Raw genomic sequence first — 17,315 nt, 5'->3', positions numbered from 1 at the left:
CACACACTGTCAGCCGGAGCTTGCCCCCGTTCGGCCATGCCATAATCCCGCGCCACCTAGGCTACACGCAGTCGGTAATTTTCAAACACGCCCTGCCGCCCTTGCGATTGCGCATCGCGGTGCATGGCGCTGCAACGCCACGCTTTAACCGCTGCTTCGTCACGCCAGAAAGACAGAGAAAGCATCTTGCCCGTCTCACTCAGGCTATTAAAACGCTCTATCGAAATAAACCCGTCTTGCTGCATCAGTTCCTCGCGTAAATCTGCCGCAAGGCTTAGGTATTCCGGCTGCTGCTCAGGGCTAAGCCACACTTCAAAAATAACGACAATCACTTAGAAATCCTTTTAATTACTGATGTTACAAATCAAAACCCAACCCTTGAACCACGGAGAAAAACAGGCATTAAATTACCTGACTATGCCTCTTGCTCAATCTCATTATAAATATCGTAGGGCGGGTGAAACCCGCGTGTTTATTCAGCATTGCTCGCGGGTTGCACCCGCCCTACAATCAGCCTTGAATAGCTTTAATAAAAAAATTTCAAAATCACTATAAATGCAAGAATTCAGGCCGACGCGCCGTGATAAAAAACCGAGGAAAATCATCCACGTTTGATCGCTTATTTTTCGTGTATTTGGTTGCTTTTCGTGGACTAATAATCGTTGTGCGTAACATCTATAAGTCTCTCACACCACTACCACAGGCCTTTTATGTCGCTGCTCAATGCCCGCCTTGCTCAGGAAATCGTCGATCGCACCATGGCGATCATCAGCTGTAACGTCAATGTGATCGATGCATCCGGCACCTTGATCGGCAGTGGCGATCGCTCCAGAATCGGCCAGCAGCATGAAGGCGCTTTGCTAGTGCTGTCGCAGCAGCGCACGGTAGAAATTGACGACGCCATGGCGCAGCAGCTGCATGGCGTGCGCCCCGGGGTGAATTTGCCCCTGCGCCTTGCAGGACAGATTGTGGGCGTGGTTGGCATCACCGGCCAGCCCGATGCGGTGCGCCATTACGGCGAGCTAGTTAGGATGACGGCCGAAATGAGCTTGGAGCAAGCAAGGTTGATTCAGGCCTTAGGCCGAGACACCCGCTACCGCGAAGAGCTGGTTTTGCAACTCATCAAAGGCGGCAAAGGCGAAGCCGCGCCGCATTCTGATTTGGAAGCTTGGGCGCAAAAGCTGGGCGTGGATATCCGCCGCCCACGCGTAGTGGCAGTGATCGAGGTAGATAGTGGCGCATTAGGCATTGATGCTGCGCTAGCCGAGTTACAAGAATTACAAACCCTGCTCAGCACCCCAGAGCGGGATAATCTGGTTGCCACGGTTTCTTTAACCGAACTCGTGGTGCTTAAGCCCGCTTTAGATCATCAGGGCCGCTGGAACCCAGAAGAGCACCGGCAACGTGTGCACGATTTACTGACCCGCGTAGCCAGTAAAAGCAAATTGGGTGTGCGCATTGCACTGGGGCAATATTTTTGCGCCGCCAATGCCGTGGCACTATCTTATCAAAGCGCCGTGACCACCTTGCAAACGGGCAAAGCGCGCAATCCTGAACGGGCTTGTTTTTTCTATCAGGATTTAAGCCTGCCAGTGCTGCTAGCGGGGCTAAATTCTGGCTGGCAGGCCGCCCAGCTGCGCATTCCCTTAAAAAAACTAGAGCAGCAAGATAGCAATGGCCAGCTACGCAAAACCCTAGCCGCATGGTTTGCCTGCGACACCCGCCCCGTTGAAACCGCACAGGCTTTGCATATTCATCGCAACACCTTGGATTACCGCCTAAGCCGGATCGAGGCTGTAACAGGGCTTACCTTAAGCAAAACCGACGAGCGATTTTTACTTTATGCGGCTTTGCAGCTGGCATAGCGATGTAGTCTGGCACAGCAGGCCATCATACTGCGCCGCATAAAAACATCGACTCCTCCCCATATACTGTAAAAAACTCCAGTAAATATGCCTTAATTTTTGTAAATTTTCAGGCATCCGCACGAAGTAGCTCTGTAGCAGAGTGTTTATCCTGTTCATTAGCCATCGCAAGATCCCGCCCAAACAGGAGCCACCCATTATGGAAGTCAGTTCATTAGGAGCCATCAGCGCACTTGTTGTCGCCATTTTTCTGATTTTACGAAAAGTACCGCCCGCCTACGGCATGATTGTTGGCGCTTTAGTGGGTGGGATTGTGGGTGGGGTCGATTTAAGCGCCACCGTGAATTTAATGATGGGTGGGGCCAAAGGTATTATCCCTGCCGTGATGCGTATTTTGGCGGCCGGTGTGCTGGCGGGGGTATTGATCGAATCTGGCGCAGCGGCCAGTATTGCCGATACCATAGTCAAAAAAGTGGGCGAAACACGCGCCCTGCTGGCGCTGGCTATTGCCACCATGATTTTAACCGCAGTCGGCGTGTTTATTGATGTGGCGGTGATTACCGTCGCCCCCATTGCCCTCGCGATTGCGCGCCAAGCCGATTTATCCAAAATGGCGATTTTGCTGGCCATGATAGGCGGGGGCAAGGCGGGGAATGTGATGTCGCCCAATCCCAATGCCATTGCCGCATCCGATGCCTTTCATGTACCACTGACCTCAGTGATGGCCGCAGGGATAGTGCCAGGCTTAGTTGGGCTGGTAGTGGCATACTTTATTGCTAAAACGCTGGTGAATAAGGGAAGCAAAGTCGAAAGCGCCGAAGTTGTGGCCTTTGATCGCCACGCCCTGCCTTCTTTTGCCACCGCCATTGTGGCCCCTGTCGTGGCCATTGTGCTTTTATCACTCAGGCCTTTATTTGATGTCGTGATTGATCCCATGTTAGCCCTGCCCTTAGGTGGCTTATTGGGTGCGCTGGCAATGGGCCGCTTTAAAGACAGCAATCAATTTGCCGTAGCGGGCTTAGGCCGTATGGCTCCGGTGGCGATTATGCTGCTGGGTACGGGCACGTTAGCGGGGATTATCGGCGCATCCAGCCTGAAAACCGTGCTGATCGAAGCGCTACAAGGCTCGGGCCTGCCAGCCTATATGCTGGCCCCGATATCTGGTGCGCTGATGTCACTGGCAACCGCTTCTACCACCGCTGGCACCGTAGTGGCGGCGCAGGTATTTAGCAGCACCTTGCTAGAGTTGGGAGTGCCTGCCTTAGCGGGTGCCGCCATGATTCATGCTGGCTCCACGGTATTTGATCATATGCCGCACGGTAGTTTTTTCCACGCCACAGGCGGGGCAGTCAATATGAGCATTACCGAGCGGCTTAAAGTCATTCCCTACGAAACAGCGGTTGGTTTGTCGATTACGATTGTCTCTACGCTGATTTTTGGTGTGCTTAAATTTTAAGGTTTGCGATCATGAAAATTATTATTGCCCCCGATTCCTACAAAGAAAGCCTTTCAGCCCTAGACGTTGCCACGCAAATTGAAGCGGGCTTTAGGGAAGTTCTACCCGATGCCCAATATATAAAAATTCCCGTGGCAGATGGTGGCGAAGGCACGGTTGAAGCCTTAGTGGCTGCCACTGGTGGGCGCATGATTCAGCAATCAGTGACCGGCCCGCTGGGCGAATGTGTCAGTGCTTTTTTTGGCTTATCGGGTGATGGCCAAACCGCCATTATCGAGATGGCGGCAGCCAGCGGCTTAACACTGGTTCCCCCTGCCCTACGCAATCCTATGCTCACCACTAGCTACGGCACCGGCGAGCTCATCCTCGCCGCACTAGACTGCGGTGCCACGCATATTATTTTGGGCATAGGCGGCAGCGCGACAGTCGATGGCGGCATGGGAATGATCCAAGCGCTAGGTGGGCGTTTTTTAAACCAAGCCGGTGCAGCGCTGGGCTTTGGGGCTGCCGGTTTAAACCAGCTGGCTCTAATTGATGTATCTAGGCTTGACCCGCGGATCGCGCAATGCAAAATAGACGTGGCTTGCGATGTAGATAACCCGCTCACCGGCGAGCAGGGTGCAGCGGCGGTGTTTGGCCCACAAAAAGGCGCAACGCCAGAGATGGTTAGAATCCTTGACGCCAGCCTTAGCCATTACGCCCGCATGATTAAAGAGCAAATCGGCCTGGATATTGCCTTAACCAAGGGTAGCGGCGCGGCGGGCGGCATGGGGGCAGCAGCATTGGCTTTTTTAAACGCCAGCCTACGCCCCGGCGTAGAAATTGTGCTGGAAGCCGTACAATTTGCTGCGCTTTTACAAGGCGCAGACCTAGTCATCACCGGAGAAGGCCGTATGGATAGCCAGACCATACACGGCAAAACACCCATGGGCGTAGCGCAAATGGCCAAGGTTTTTAATATCCCAGTGATTGGCATCGCAGGCTGCCTTAGCACCGACGTAGGCGTAGTGCATCAGCATGGCATTGAAGCGGTATTCAGCGTTTTAAACCGCGCGGTATCCATCGAAGAAGCACTGGCACAGGCTAAAGAAAACGTACGCCTTTGCGCTAGGAATATCGCCGCCACAATTAAAATTGGCCGAGCTCTGCAATAAATAACTAAGGCTATGCACAAAGACTATTTGTCCACGAAAAACACTAAATACACGAAAAAAACGAATCAAACAGAGATACTCTCCATCTATTTTGGAATATGGACATATCGTGTAGGTTGGCGCTGAGCATGCGAAGCCCAACATGCTTCATCGTATTGTTGGGCTTGGTTTTACTCAGCACCAACCTACAACTATCAATTAGAAAGTAATGATGTAGCATCTGTTCGTGCTTTTTGTGTTTTTAGTGGACTGCCTATTTGTTGTCCTTGCTGTGTAACAACATCAGTAAATAAAGCTGCAAACCTCCAGCCCACGCCCCACCAAGGTGGCGGCGGTATAAAACAGGCAATCTTCCCGATGGCGGTGCTTTCAATGCGGGCACCATGTTACCATTGCGGGTTTTCCATCACGTGGAAAGTAACTCATGCATAAGTGCTTGTTTTGGCTGGCCCTTGTTACGGCAATCCCATGCTATGCAGCAAGAACCATTCCTATGGATGGACAGCTCGGCGAACTCAAAGCCGCGGCCATCCCAGAAATTAAAATTGACGACAAAATTTACCGCACTGCCCCTGGGCTGCGCATCTACGGGCAAAACAACGCGCTCATCATGCAAAGCCATATGCCGCAGCAAGCCACCGTTTGGTTTCAGATTGAAGCCACCTCGGGCAATGTATGGCGGCTGTGGCTGCTCACAAATGATGAAGTAGCCACTTTAAAAGCCCGCCCGAAAGCGATTATCACGGAATAAACAGCTAAAAATGAAGTAATGAAAGCACATAAGTAGCACTTGTTAGGGCGGGTGAAACCCGCGAGCAATGCTAAAACATACGCGGGTTTCACCCGCCCTACGAGATTATAATAAGCACTAAAGAATACGATTCGTATCAGTGATACTTGAAGTAAAACTTAACACGTAGAGCACGCAATAATGAGCAAGAAAGTATTTATTAAGACCTTCGGCTGCCAGATGAACGAATACGATTCGGACAAAATGGCCGACGTACTCCACGCATCCGAAGGCTTAACGCAGACCGACAATGTTGAAGAAGCCGATGTGATTTTGTTTAACACCTGTAGCGTGCGCGAAAAAGCGCAGGAAAAAGTGTTTTCAGATCTTGGCCGTGTGCGTGAACTTAAGCTTAAAAACCCAAATCTATTGATTGGCGTGGGCGGCTGTGTGGCCTCGCAAGAAGGCGCGGCGATTGTAAAACGCGCACCCTATGTGGATATGGTATTTGGCCCGCAAACCTTGCACCGCCTGCCAGATCTCATTGCCGCTCGCCGCAGCAGTGGTATTTCTCAGGTGGATATTTCTTTCCCTGAAATCGAAAAATTCGACAATATGCCGCCAGCCCGCGTTGAAGGCGCAACGGCCTTTGTATCGATCATGGAAGGCTGTAGCAAATATTGCTCGTTCTGCGTGGTGCCTTACACCCGTGGCACCGAATTTAGCCGCCCGTTTGAAGAAGTGCTAGCCGAAGTAGCTGGCCTTGCTGCGCAAGGTGTAAAAGAAATCACCCTGCTTGGGCAAAATGTAAACGCCTATCGCGGACCGATGGAAGACGGCGAAATCGCCGATTTTGCCACCCTGCTTGAATACGTGCACGAAATCCCGGGCATCGAGCGCATGCGCTACACCACCAGCCATCCGCGTGAAATGACACAGCGAATTGTGGACTGCTATCGCACTCTGCCAAAACTTGTTTCACACCTACATTTACCAGTACAAGCGGGATCAGACCGCGTGCTAGTGAATATGAAGCGCGGCTATACCACGCTAGAATTCAAATCCTTAGTACGTAAGCTCAAAGATGCCCGCCCTGATATTTGCCTAAGCTCTGACTTTATCGTCGGCTTTCCTGGCGAAACCGAAGACGATTTTGAACGCACGATGAAGCTAATTAACGATGTAGGTTTTGATGCATCGTTTAGCTTTGTTTATAGCCGCCGCCCAGGTACACCCGCTGCCGATTTACCGGATGATGTGCCGGAAGAACTAAAACTCACCCGTCTCAGACGTCTGCAAGCCCGCATCGATGAGCTAGCGCTGGACGTAAACAAAAACATGATCGGCACCGTGCAACGTGTGCTGGTGGAAGGCATGGCGCGTAAAAACCCCGAGCTACAAGAGCTAGCTGGCCGCACGGATAACAACCGCATTGTTAACTTTGCTGGCAATCCACGCTTAATCAATCAGTTTGTAGAAGTGCTGATCACCGAAACCTTCCCACACAGCCTAAAGGGCGAAATAGTGGTGAAGTAATATAGCTACGGTTTAAGCTGGGTAGATTACCTACCCAGCTATCCACAAGCTAAACAAGGCTGCGTGGGCACATAAACCCTGCTCACCCTACACCTACCTTGCATCAAACGATGGTACATAGGCAGCGTGCCTTGCACACATAGTTTATGATAGGCATCAACGCTCCCGCCAAAAGCAGTAGGATATAGCCCATCAAGCTATTCACCTTTGCGCATTACCCAAGGAAAACACATGCTATCGCCAAAAGATGCTGAACTTTTTGCCGTTCTAAGCGACGACGACCTCGACCTGCTGGCCGATTTTTTAGAATCTGATGTGGCCCCAGAACAAGCAATGGATTTATCCATGTTGCATGGTTTCCTGACGGCACAACTCGTTGGCCCAGAAGAAATCCCCGCAGACAAATGGTTTTCCCAAGTCTGGGGCGAAAACGGCGAACGTCCTAAATTTGCATCCGTTGCAGAAAAAGAAAAAATTGAAGGCTTGATTCTGCGCCTATACAACCAACTGATGGACGAGCTGGCCGATGCCGAAAACGTCTTTAGCCCGATTGTTTATGTAGATGAAGAAAGCGGCCAGGATATCTCGCAGCAATGGTGCTACGGCTTTACGCTGGCAACATCGATGAACCCAGAGGCCTGGCAAGAAATGATGGACGATGAAGAATACGCCCAGCTTGTCTACCCGATTTTGGTTTGTGCCGACGACGAAGGCCGTGCCGATCTAGAAAAAGATGGGCAAGACATGGCCGAATTCGAACACGAAGTTGCCGCGTCCTTGGTCGATATCATCCCAGAAATCCGCGACTTCTGGATCGATCGCCGTGGTGTGCCAAACCTCAAGCATTAAATAACAACAAACCCAAATCTTAAAACACGGAGGAAAGGAGAACACGGAGTAGCACAGAGGCAAAACAATGATAATTCATTTTTCTTTGGTCTTTCTCCGTGTAACTCTGTGTTCTCTGTGCCCTCCGTGGTTCAAGGTTTGGGTTTTACTTCTCGATTATTTGAAAAGAGCTCGCTTTTGAATAGCCAAATTATCCACTTCACGCCTGTTGATAACCGCCGCTTAAACAATCTCTGCGGCTCACTCGACGAAAATCTCAAACAAATTGAAACTGCGCTGGATATCACCATCGTGCGGCGAAATGAGCAGTTTCGGGTAAGCGGCAGCGCCAAAAACTTGCAGCAGGGCATCAGCCTGCTAGAGCATTTTTATGCGATGGCCGAAGAGCCACTAGAGCGGGATGATTTGCAGCTATCGATTATCGAACTCACGCAAAATATAGCCCCTGCCTATATCGAAGAAAACACCACCCCGCTGCGCACCAAGCGCCATGATTTACGCGGTAGAACGCCTCGCCAAACGGGCTATATCAAAGCGATTCAGGATCACGACATTACCTTTGGCATTGGGCCAGCAGGCACAGGTAAAACTTATCTGGCCGTCGCTTGCGCCGTGGATGCCTTAGAGCGCGATCTGGTCAAACGCTTGGTCTTAGTTCGCCCCGCCGTAGAAGCAGGCGAAAAACTCGGCTTTTTACCAGGCGATTTAGTACAGAAAATCGACCCCTATCTTCGCCCACTTTACGATGCACTTTACGATTTAATGGGCTTTGATAAAGTAACCAAGCTGTTTGAAAAAGGCATTATAGAGATTGCCCCACTGGCCTTTATGCGCGGTAGAACCCTCAACAACAGCTTTATTATTTTGGACGAAGCGCAAAACAGCTCACCAGAACAAATGATGATGTTTCTAACCCGCATCGGCTTCGGCTCTAAAGCCGTCATCACGGGCGACCCAACCCAGATCGATTTACCTAAGCATCAAAAATCCGGCCTAAATGATGCGCAAGAGGTGCTGCAAGAGATCAATGGCATTGCCCTGCACCACTTCACCAGCGAAGATGTAGTTCGCCACCCGCTGGTGCAAAAAATAGTCAAGGCCTATGCCAAGAAAACGCAAGAACGTGAAGCAGCAAAGCGTAAAGAATAAAGCTGCTCCCCTACAGCTTATATTCCTTATCGATCATCACAGGTAAACGACAAAAACAAGCAAGAAGCATAATCAAATTAAGAATTAACCAACTGATTCATATTATTATTTTTTGCTTATCGCCTATGAGGTGCAACCCACGAGCGATGTTAAATAAGTACTCGGGTTTCGCCCAGCCTCAGATAATTCAATGCCTACAAACACCTAGGGTCTGTTGACGTTTCATTCACGGCTGCGTTTGGCCCATTTTTGGGGCTGAACAAGGCAAAAATTGCGACATGGTACGAGTACCATTAGCGATTTTTAACGCTGTGCAGCCCCAAAAATGGGTCAAACCCGAAGGGCTGAGCCGGAAAATGGCCATTCACTGCGTTATGCTCCTCGACAATAACCCGTTATTGCCCTCGTCGCATGCCTTGTGCCTAGCCATTTTCCGGCTCAGCGCAATTGTGAATGAAACGTCAACAGACCCTAGGCACGATAAAGCGTCAGCCCTCCCTTATGACGCGTTATTTGGGTGAAATAGCGGAAATTAAGCAGAAATTACAACAATTTGCATGATACCAAGCGCAGCAAATAATATGACGGGGTGATTTTCGGTTAAATACAGAAGGCTGAAGCTGCCTGTCAGTTTGTGAGTTGTATACAATTCGATCAAGGCAATATCAACTTTCCCTGACCTTGTAAACTTTGATCCATAGCGAAACACCGTTTTCTCGGAATCTGCTTGAGTTAAAATCATTGCGCGCTCAAGAATATTTAAACTAAAGCCTAACTTTGGAGAATATTTCTAATGCAAACGCCCCACCAGCACCAGCATGCTAGCCCCCGCCAACTTTCACTCACCCTTTTTGCCAGCTTGGCACTGAGTTTGCCTGCCTGGGCCGACAACCAGTCACTGCCTAAAACAGGCCAGTACAATGCCAATAACAAACTGTTTGAGCGCACCTTAGTCATTTCAGAAAATGGCCAGTTTTCACTGGAAGTTGCGGGCAAATCAGCCGGAACCAGCAACCGTTCAGGTTCAGGCGAAGGCAAACTCAAAGCAGTGGGTGAAGGCTGGCTTTTCAATGAAGGTAACTGTCAGATGCTTCTGACCCCGGCCAAAGATGGCTTATTGATGCAAGTTGATGGTTGTTCTAGCAATTGGGGTGATGTAATGTTCAATGGTCTCTATCAGTTTGGCGGCACCAGCGCTGCATCCAAGCCTGCGGCCAGCAGCAAACCAACCGTGAATCCCAAACTGGCAAAAACGTTCAATTGCCAAAATATGGAGTTTAATAACGCAGGGATTCCCAATTGGCTAGCAAAGATGGCCAATGTGCCGCTAAATCAGGTTTTTGGCACAGAGCTAAAAGTAGCAGCGGGCTACACCTTCCAGGGCTTGCCTGTACAATCCGCGATCTTGTTTGAAAGTGAAGTGCCTTTTCTGGCCATGCTGGTAGACGCAGACAAGGCGGCATTAACCGCCGCGGTTAAAAAATCCAAACAGCAAAAAAATGCTGGCGTGGCACGCTTACGCACAAATGGTGAGTTATCGACGGAAGGTTTTGCAGGCAAGGGGCCAGAAGCGTTGTACATCAGTTGTGCCGAGCGTTAATTCACACGGGCTGATCTAAAGTCGCTGGCATCAGCGATCAGCCAATTTACGTAGTTGTACTGCAATCCACATCAAACCAGTATCGCCAAATTTTTAAGCGACAACATTTACAAAGATCACTTATGAAGCAACGTTTAGAAATCTGCCATCAAATAGAAAGCACCGCCACCGGCCTACCCAGCACGGCACAGTTTCAAATCTGGGCGGAGGCCGCGCTCCTACCTGAGATTGCCACGGCAGAAATCACCTTCAGAATTGTGGATACCGAGGAAGGCCAGCAGTTGAACCGCGATTACCGCGGCAAAGATTACGCCACCAATGTGCTCACTTTTACTTTTGATGAAGACATGCCCGATGTTCCAGGGTTGCCTCTGATGGGCGATATCGTGTTCTGTGCGCAGGTAGTAGAGAAAGAAGCACTGGAACAAAATATCAGTCTGATTGACCACTACGCCCATCTCACCATTCATGGCGTACTGCATTTGCAGGGCTATGATCACCTTGAAGAAGATGAGGCAGAAGCCATGGAAACGCTTGAAACCAAGCTACTGGCAACACTAGGCATTAGCGATCCTTACGCGGCAGAAAAATAACATTCGCCTAATTTGTATGGGGGCTGATGTTGCCAATTCACCAAAACTCCATCATCCCCACTATCACCAATGCCGCTGTAACCCAAAAAGCACGATCTTCCGGTATCATTCGTTCTTCTTTATCATTGGATCTTTACGCCATAATGGATGATTACCCCTCGGTATCACCGAAAACGAACACCCCCAAGTCATCATGGCTTGAACGTTTGACCCACTTCTTATTACGAGAGCCAGAAGATCGTGGTCAGCTCGTAGAAATTCTCCACTCAGCATTTGAACGCCAACTGCTCGATGCCGATGCGCTGGGCATGATCGAAGGTGTGTTAAATGTCGGCGATATGCAGGTGCGCGATGTGATGGTGCCGCGCAGCCAAATGGACATCATCGATATCAATGATGCCCCCGCCAAATTTATTCCCTATGTGATTGAAACCGCTCACTCGCGCTTTCCTGTGGTGGATGGCAGCAAAGACAAGGTCTTAGGCGTGTTGCTGGCTAAAGACTTGCTGCGTTATTACGCCAGCGATGAGGAATTTGACGTGCGCGATATGCTGCGCCCAGCGGTGTATATCCCCGAATCTAAACGCCTGAATGTGCTGCTTAAAGACTTCCGTAATAATCGCAACCATATGGCGATTGTGGTGGATGAATACGGCGGCGTGGCGGGGCTAGTAACCATTGAAGATGTGATGGAGCAAATTGTTGGCGATATCGAAGACGAATTCGATTACGACGAAGCCGAAGATAATATTATTCCTGATCGGCGTGGGCACTGGCGGGTGAAGGGCATTACCGAGATCGATGACTTAAATGAAGCCTTAGGCTCCAAGTTTTCTGATCAAGAGTTTGATACGGTAGCCGGCCTGATTACCCAGCACTTTGGCCACCTGCCCAAGCGCGGTGAAATCGTGGCATTTGAGGGTTACCGCTTCCAAATCCTGCGTGCCGACAGCCGCCGGATTTATTCGGTACTGATAGAAAAACTAGCCGATACAGCAACAGAAACGTAGCCATTTCAAATAAAAACCCAGGTCCTGCACCACGGAAAAAAAGGAGAACACAGAGGGCCACAGAGAAAATACTAGGGGTGAAAGACATGATGGCAATAGCAACAATTCGCTCTCATTTCCCTCTATTTACCCGTTTTTTCTCTGTGAAAACCCATTATCTGTGGTCAACGTGGTTCAAGACTTGGGTTTATCAACACCTCACACAGGAGCGGTCATGGGCCGTGGTTAATGATTTCTAGATTTAAACCCCTGCTCGTGCACTTCCTGCTGGCCCTGTTTGGCGCGGTCAGCGTATTTTCTTTTGCACCGCTGTATTTATTCCCGCTGATGTGGCTATCCCTCGCAGCACTGACCTTTGCCATACAACAATCCACAACGCCCCAAATAGCCGCTGGGCGCGGGTTTAGCTTTGGCCTTGGCTTTTTCCTTGCCAATATCCACTGGATATTTATCAGCCTAAATACCTTTGGCGGCATGCCTGCAGCGATGGCTGCTGGGGGAATTTTAGTGCTGGCGGCGTATATGGCGCTGTTTCCTGCTTTAGCTGGCTGGCTAACGCTGAAGCTGCCCTGCCCAGCAGCGCTGCGGATATTACTGCTGCCCAGCGTATTTATTCTGACCGAATGGCTGCGTGGCTGGCTTTTTACGGGTTTTCCTTGGGCCAGTGTAGGCTATTCACAAAGCCCAATGACACCACTCGCGGGCTTTGCCCCCATCGGTGGCGTTTATTTGATCGGCTGGCTGCTCTGCTTGAGCGTGGCTATCATTGTTAGCAAACCTAAGTGGTTGGCGGGCTGGGGCATCGTTGCCAGTATATGGGGAGCGGGCTGGGGTTTAAATCAGATTGAGTGGACAACTAAGGTAGGCGCGCCGGTTAGGGTCAGCTTGGTGCAGGGCAATATTGCGCAAAATATTAAATGGGATAATGCCTTTTATCTAGACAGCCTAAAAACTTATCTAGAACTCACCAGCAAGGCACGTGGGCAGTTAGTAATTTTACCAGAAACAGCCATCCCCTCATTTATCAGCGATGTACCTGATTGGTATCCACAGATGCTGCGTGATGCTGTTGCCCCGCGCAAAGCCGATTTAATCCTCGGCGTCCCCATTTTAGGTACACACGAAGCAGAGTATTACAACGCCGTCACCGTAATGTCCGATCCTAAGCTCCCTCTTTACAAAAAGCAGCATCTGGTACCTTTTGGCGAGTTTATTCCGCTACCGTGGCTGTTTAATTGGATTTACAGCTTTATGGATATGCCGCTATCGGGCTTTAGCCGTGGCGCGGTAAAACAAGCACCGTTTGCGCTGGCATCCGGCCAGATTGCCGCCAATATTTGCTACGAAGACGTGTTTGGCCGAGAAATTATCAATGCTCTGCCTGAAGCCACCATGCTGGTTAATCTATCTAATCTGGCATGGTTTGATGGCTCTTGGGCAGCAGCACAGCAGACACAAATGAGCCAAACCCGCGCCTTAGAAACCGGCCGCTATATGCTGCGCTCTACCAATACCGGCGTAACGGCCATCATTGATGAAAAAGGCCGATTTAAAGCGGTATTACCAGAACGAGTTGCAGGTATTTTGGAAGGCACCGCTCAAAACCGTAGCGGCATGCCGCCCTACGCTTGGTTCGGCGATGCGCCGCTGCTGATGGCTTTGTGCGCAGTATTGCTTGGGCTGGGATGGTGGAAAAGACGTAGCGACAAATAAACATGAGGTAGGCAAGGTAAAACACCTTTGCCCACTCTACAAGAAATTAGACTTTCAGCTCTATACATCTGACCGAGGCGGGGCAATTAATAGTTGCGTGCCTGCCAATCTATCGTGCAAGAATCGGCGTTCACGATCGAATAATGCCCAAAGAAAGGGCAGGAAGAATAAAGCGGTGAGCAGCCATGCCACAATGCGTAAATCGGCATGATGCCTAGCCAAAATCCAAAATGGCGCACAAGGCAACATACACACGGCAACCACGGCAAAGCGCAATGCTACTTCACGCCAACCTAAAGGCTTGCCATCCGCCTTAACCAAGCAAATTCGCCAAGTTCGCATTGCTAGGGTTTGCCCGCCACGCCAGCACCACGAAAAGTAGGTAAACGCGATGCCCATAATCCACACAAAATTAAGCGCACGCACAATTAAATCATCGCTCATTGCAGTAACCGGCAGCTTAGTGATTAGCTGAAACACGCCTTGGAACAAGCCTTCAGCAAGCAATACCACGGCAATCAGTAGCAGCAACTCGTATAAAAAAGCAAACATCCGTCGCCACCAGCCTGCTGGCCCAGTCTTTATCTTCACACACTATCCTTGTTAATAAATATCAGCCAAGTGCGGCTAAGCCCCAGCCCCTAAACATGTATTAAAAACATCACAAACTTACACCAAAACAATGTTTAACTTTTGTACTATAAATAAAATTTACAAAGAATCTTACGGCGGGAATAAAACAATAAAACGCTGCTTAATCGCAGTTATAAAAGCACAGAAACACAAGACTGCGATATTAACAAAGTCAATAAGTTAATAACCAGAAGAACTTGCCATTTATACCGCAGTGCGGTAACTTTCTAGTGCAATATCCAGCCAAGAATGCAGGCGGCACTCTACATAGTTAGCCTGCGCCGAAAGGTCTCCGCCAGCGAACACACACTGGTCGTCAAATACAGGTCACAAACCTGTTTGAAACGGCGGAAGACCCGGTAAATCATTTGCAAATAGTTGGGCGAAGCCAATTTGGCCCCAGCTGTTTACCTATCGTTCTGACCTAGGGAATACCCATGGAAATTTCGGGCGCAGAGATCATCACGCGCTGCTTACAGGAAGAAGGCGTCGAATTCATTTTCGGCTACCCTGGCGGCGCTGTTTTATCTATTTACGATGCTATTTTTAAGCAAGATTATTTTAAGCATGTGCTGGTGCGGCATGAGCAGGCGGCTGTGCATGCTGCCGACGCTTACTCCCGCTCTAGCAAAAAAGTGGGCGTAGCGCTGGTTACATCCGGCCCTGGTGCCACCAATGCCATTACTGGGATTGCCACCGCCTATATGGATTCGATTCCTATGGTGGTGTTTTCCGGCCAAGTGGCAACCGATGCCATTGGCCTAGATGCTTTCCAAGAAGTAGATATGGTTGGCTGCTCACGCCCAATCGTAAAACACAATTTCTTGGTAAAAGACATTCGTGATCTGGCCCCCACTATTAAAAAAGCCTTTCACCTTGCCACCACTGGCCGCCCAGGCCCCGTGGTTATCGATGTGCCTAAGGATATTGCGGCCAACAAAACTGAGTTTAACTACCCAGCATCAGTAGCGATTCGCAGCTATAGCCCGCCTACCAAAGGGCATCCTGGCCAGATTAAGAAAGCGGCACAGTTACTGGGTGAAGCCAAACGCCCGTTTCTGTATGTGGGCGGCGGAGCCATCTTAAGCAACGCCAGCGCCGAGGTAACTGAGCTAGTTAAGCTACTCAATTTGCCTTGCACTAATACCCTGATGGGCTTGGGTGCGCTGGATGGCACAGACCCGCACTTTGTGGGCATGCTGGGTATGCACGGCACTTACGAAGCCAATATGGCCATGCAGTACAGCGATGTGATCATTGCGATTGGCGCGCGTTTTGACGACCGCGTTATTTCGTCCCCTGAACACTTTTTATCGCAAGCCAAAAAGATTGTGCATATCGACATCGACCCGTCATCGATCGCCAAGCGCGTAAAAGTGGATGTACCTATCGTTGGCGATGTAAAACATGTCTTGATCGATCTGATTGCCATTCTGAAAGAAACCGGCATCAAGCCTCAGCCCGATGCTTTGGCCGCTTGGTGGAAGCAGATCGAAGAATGGCGCAAACCGCAAAGCCTTTGGTACGAGCAATCTGATCTAGTCATCAAGCCGCAATTTGTAGTACAAAAGCTATGGGAAGTCACTGGTGGTGACGCCATCATTACTTCGGACGTAGGCCAGCATCAAATGTTTGCCGCGCAATACTATCCATTTAAGCGCCCACGTCAGTGGATTAACTCGGGTGGCCTAGGCACAATGGGCTTTGGCCTGCCTGCAGCAATGGGCGCTCAGCTGGCTAATCCAGATGCCATCGTTGCTTGTATCACCGGCGAAGGCTCGATCCAAATGAACATCCAAGAGCTTTCAACCTGTAAGCAATACCATATTCCGACCAAGATTATTAATCTGAACAACCGCTATCTGGGCATGGTTCGTCAGTGGCAGCAGTTTTTTTACGGCAATCGCTATTCCGAATCCTACATGGATGCGCTGCCTGATTTTGTAAAACTGGCCGAAGCCTATGGCCATGTAGGTATGAAGATTGAAAAGCCGTCAGATGTAGAGCCTGCCCTGCGCGAAGCCTTTAGCGATAAGCTGAAAGATCGCCTCGTGTTTATGGACTTTATTACTGACCGTGAAGTCAACGTTTTCCCTATGATTCAGAACGGGAAAGGCCTGAGCCAGATGGATCTACCACCGCATATGAGTGATATGCAGCTGGTGCCATTTGAAAACAACCGTGATTACGGCAATCTGTGCTGAGAGCGCTCTATGGAGATGGAAATGCGACATATACTTTCAGTACTGATAGAAAACGAAGCGGGTGCACTATCCCGTGTCACCGGTTTGTTTTCAGCACGTGGCTACAACATCGACTCGTTAACAGTGCAAACCACTGAAGACACCACGATGAGCCGGATGACCATCGTCACCCATGGCTCTGAAGACGTTATCGAACAAATCACCAAACAGCTCAACAAGCTGGTAGAAGTGGTGAAAGTGATCGACCTGAACGAGGCCGATCACATCGAACGTGAACTGATGTTGATAAAAGTGCGAGCTACCGGCAAGGAAAGGGACGAAATGAAGCGGATGGCGGATATTTTCCGTGGCCGCATTATCGATGTTACCGAAAAAGCCTATACCGTAGAGCTGACCGGAACAGGCGAAAAGCTGGATGCTTTTATCAAGGCACTTGATCCAGCCGCCATTCTGGAAACCGTACGCACCGGCGCCTCTGGCATCGGTCGCGGCGAGCGTATTTTAAAAATTTGATGCGTGCAAAAGCACGCAGAATAGACAAATCTAAACACTAATCAGGAATTCAGCCATGAAAGTTTTTTACGATAAAGACTGTGATCTTTCCATCATCAAATCTAAAAAAGTAGCCATCATCGGTTACGGCTCACAAGGCCATGCCCATGCTTGCAACTTGCAAGAATCTGGCGTTGATATCGTGGTTGGCCTGCGTAAAGGCTCAGCGACTGTAGCTAAAGCTGAAGCTCACGGCCTGAAAGTAACTGACGTAGCGACTGCGGTTGCCTCTGCCGATGTAGTGATGATTCTGACTCCGGATGAATTCCAG

17 protein-coding genes are annotated in these 17,315 nt (G+C 49.9%); 14 read left to right on the top strand and 3 right to left on the bottom strand.

The genetic code is table 11. The annotated features are described in order from the left end of the window. Window positions 1-56 precede the first annotated feature (56 nt). Window positions 57-332: an antibiotic biosynthesis monooxygenase gene (locus tag Q0R17_RS00230; RefSeq protein ID WP_293930845.1), complete on the bottom strand. Its 276-nt coding sequence runs from the start codon at window positions 330-332 to the stop codon at window positions 57-59. A 378-nt stretch (window positions 333-710) separates the two neighbouring features. Here Q0R17_RS00230 and Q0R17_RS00225 point away from each other — a divergent pair, with 378 nt between their 5' ends. The 7 genes from Q0R17_RS00225 to Q0R17_RS00195 all read left to right on the top strand — a co-directional run bounded on the left by Q0R17_RS00225 (window position 711) and on the right by Q0R17_RS00195 (window position 8,739). Next, entirely contained in the window at window positions 711-1,865 is a 1,155-nt protein-coding gene (locus tag Q0R17_RS00225) for a sugar diacid recognition domain-containing protein (RefSeq protein WP_293930843.1), read from the top strand. Between the two features lie 199 nt (window positions 1,866-2,064). Beyond that, a complete protein-coding gene (locus Q0R17_RS00220; protein WP_293930841.1) occupies window positions 2,065-3,321 on the top strand; it encodes a GntP family permease in 1,257 nt (418 codons plus the stop codon). 11 nt (window positions 3,322-3,332) lie between these two features. After that, entirely contained in the window at window positions 3,333-4,475 is a 1,143-nt protein-coding gene (locus Q0R17_RS00215; RefSeq protein ID WP_293930839.1) for a glycerate kinase, read from the top strand. A gap of 493 nt (window positions 4,476-4,968) precedes the next feature. Continuing rightward, entirely contained in the window at window positions 4,969-5,226 is a 258-nt protein-coding gene (locus Q0R17_RS00210; RefSeq protein WP_293930836.1) for a hypothetical protein, read from the top strand. Between the two features lie 180 nt (window positions 5,227-5,406). Continuing rightward, window positions 5,407-6,741 (top strand): tRNA (N6-isopentenyl adenosine(37)-C2)-methylthiotransferase MiaB, encoded by a 1,335-nt coding sequence (gene miaB, locus Q0R17_RS00205; RefSeq protein WP_293930832.1) that lies wholly within the window; start codon window positions 5,407-5,409, stop codon window positions 6,739-6,741. 231 nt (window positions 6,742-6,972) lie between these two features. Further along, a complete protein-coding gene (locus tag Q0R17_RS00200) occupies window positions 6,973-7,590 on the top strand; it encodes a UPF0149 family protein (protein ID WP_293930829.1) in 618 nt (205 codons plus the stop codon). 177 nt (window positions 7,591-7,767) lie between these two features. Further along, the gene (locus Q0R17_RS00195) at window positions 7,768-8,739 is read left to right on the top strand and encodes a PhoH family protein (protein ID WP_293930827.1); all 972 of its coding nucleotides are present in this window, start codon (window positions 7,768-7,770) and stop codon (window positions 8,737-8,739) included. Between the two features lie 532 nt (window positions 8,740-9,271). Here Q0R17_RS00195 and Q0R17_RS00190 read toward each other — a convergent pair. Next, a complete protein-coding gene (locus Q0R17_RS00190) occupies window positions 9,272-9,481 on the bottom strand; it encodes a hypothetical protein (RefSeq protein WP_293930824.1) in 210 nt (69 codons plus the stop codon). Window positions 9,482-9,532: 51 nt separating this feature from the next. Here Q0R17_RS00190 and Q0R17_RS00185 point away from each other — a divergent pair, with 51 nt between their 5' ends. The 4 genes from Q0R17_RS00185 to lnt all read left to right on the top strand — a co-directional run bounded on the left by Q0R17_RS00185 (window position 9,533) and on the right by lnt (window position 13,655). After that, window positions 9,533-10,339: a hypothetical protein gene (locus Q0R17_RS00185; RefSeq protein ID WP_293930821.1), complete on the top strand. Its 807-nt coding sequence runs from the start codon at window positions 9,533-9,535 to the stop codon at window positions 10,337-10,339. A 122-nt stretch (window positions 10,340-10,461) separates the two neighbouring features. Then, window positions 10,462-10,932, top strand: coding sequence for an rRNA maturation RNase YbeY (gene ybeY, locus Q0R17_RS00180; RefSeq protein ID WP_293930818.1), 471 nt, complete (start codon window positions 10,462-10,464; stop codon window positions 10,930-10,932). 143 nt (window positions 10,933-11,075) lie between these two features. Further along, the gene (locus Q0R17_RS00175; RefSeq protein ID WP_293930882.1) at window positions 11,076-11,942 is read left to right on the top strand and encodes a transporter associated domain-containing protein; all 867 of its coding nucleotides are present in this window, start codon (window positions 11,076-11,078) and stop codon (window positions 11,940-11,942) included. A gap of 228 nt (window positions 11,943-12,170) precedes the next feature. Next, window positions 12,171-13,655 (top strand): apolipoprotein N-acyltransferase, encoded by a 1,485-nt coding sequence (lnt, locus tag Q0R17_RS00170; protein ID WP_293930815.1) that lies wholly within the window; start codon window positions 12,171-12,173, stop codon window positions 13,653-13,655. A gap of 60 nt (window positions 13,656-13,715) precedes the next feature. Here the strand turns inward: lnt and Q0R17_RS00165 are convergent, their stop codons facing one another. Continuing rightward, window positions 13,716-14,246: an RDD family protein gene (locus Q0R17_RS00165; RefSeq protein ID WP_293930812.1), complete on the bottom strand. Its 531-nt coding sequence runs from the start codon at window positions 14,244-14,246 to the stop codon at window positions 13,716-13,718. A gap of 479 nt (window positions 14,247-14,725) precedes the next feature. Here Q0R17_RS00165 and ilvB point away from each other — a divergent pair, with 479 nt between their 5' ends. The 3 genes from ilvB to Q0R17_RS00150 all read left to right on the top strand — a co-directional run. After that, window positions 14,726-16,492: a biosynthetic-type acetolactate synthase large subunit gene (gene ilvB, locus Q0R17_RS00160; RefSeq protein WP_293930808.1), complete on the top strand. Its 1,767-nt coding sequence runs from the start codon at window positions 14,726-14,728 to the stop codon at window positions 16,490-16,492. A gap of 21 nt (window positions 16,493-16,513) precedes the next feature. Then, window positions 16,514-17,005, top strand: coding sequence for an acetolactate synthase small subunit (gene ilvN / locus Q0R17_RS00155; RefSeq protein WP_130106462.1), 492 nt, complete (start codon window positions 16,514-16,516; stop codon window positions 17,003-17,005). 55 nt (window positions 17,006-17,060) lie between these two features. Beyond that, window positions 17,061-17,315 (top strand): NAD(P)-binding domain-containing protein (locus Q0R17_RS00150; protein WP_293930801.1); only part of this gene is annotated, 255 nt, incomplete at its 3' end.

It is taken from the genome of Iodobacter sp. (assembly GCF_025352645.1).
In the GTDB taxonomy this organism is placed as follows: Bacteria; Pseudomonadota; Gammaproteobacteria; order Burkholderiales; family Chitinibacteraceae; genus Iodobacter.
This window is presented reverse-complemented; position numbering and strand designations above follow the sequence as displayed.

Bases quoted from the DNA above. Each gene is read 5' to 3' on its own strand.
- Q0R17_RS00215 (WP_293930839.1), top strand. From the start codon at position 3,333: ATGAAAATTATTATTGCCCCCGATTCCTACAAAGAAAGCCTTTCAGCC.
- ilvN (WP_130106462.1), top strand. From the start codon at position 16,514: ATGCGACATATACTTTCAGTACTGATAGAAAACGAAGCGGGTGCACTA.
- Q0R17_RS00200 (WP_293930829.1), top strand. From the start codon at position 6,973: ATGCTATCGCCAAAAGATGCTGAACTTTTTGCCGTTCTAAGCGACGAC.
- Q0R17_RS00225 (WP_293930843.1), top strand. From the start codon at position 711: ATGTCGCTGCTCAATGCCCGCCTTGCTCAGGAAATCGTCGATCGCACC.
- Q0R17_RS00190 (WP_293930824.1), bottom strand. From the start codon at position 9,481: ATGATTTTAACTCAAGCAGATTCCGAGAAAACGGTGTTTCGCTATGGA.
- miaB (WP_293930832.1), top strand. From the start codon at position 5,407: ATGAGCAAGAAAGTATTTATTAAGACCTTCGGCTGCCAGATGAACGAA.
- ilvB (WP_293930808.1), top strand. From the start codon at position 14,726: ATGGAAATTTCGGGCGCAGAGATCATCACGCGCTGCTTACAGGAAGAA.
- Q0R17_RS00185 (WP_293930821.1), top strand. From the start codon at position 9,533: ATGCAAACGCCCCACCAGCACCAGCATGCTAGCCCCCGCCAACTTTCA.
- lnt (WP_293930815.1), top strand. From the start codon at position 12,171: ATGATTTCTAGATTTAAACCCCTGCTCGTGCACTTCCTGCTGGCCCTG.
- Q0R17_RS00220 (WP_293930841.1), top strand. From the start codon at position 2,065: ATGGAAGTCAGTTCATTAGGAGCCATCAGCGCACTTGTTGTCGCCATT.
- ybeY (WP_293930818.1), top strand. From the start codon at position 10,462: ATGAAGCAACGTTTAGAAATCTGCCATCAAATAGAAAGCACCGCCACC.
- Q0R17_RS00175 (WP_293930882.1), top strand. From the start codon at position 11,076: ATGGATGATTACCCCTCGGTATCACCGAAAACGAACACCCCCAAGTCA.
- Q0R17_RS00210 (WP_293930836.1), top strand. From the start codon at position 4,969: ATGGATGGACAGCTCGGCGAACTCAAAGCCGCGGCCATCCCAGAAATT.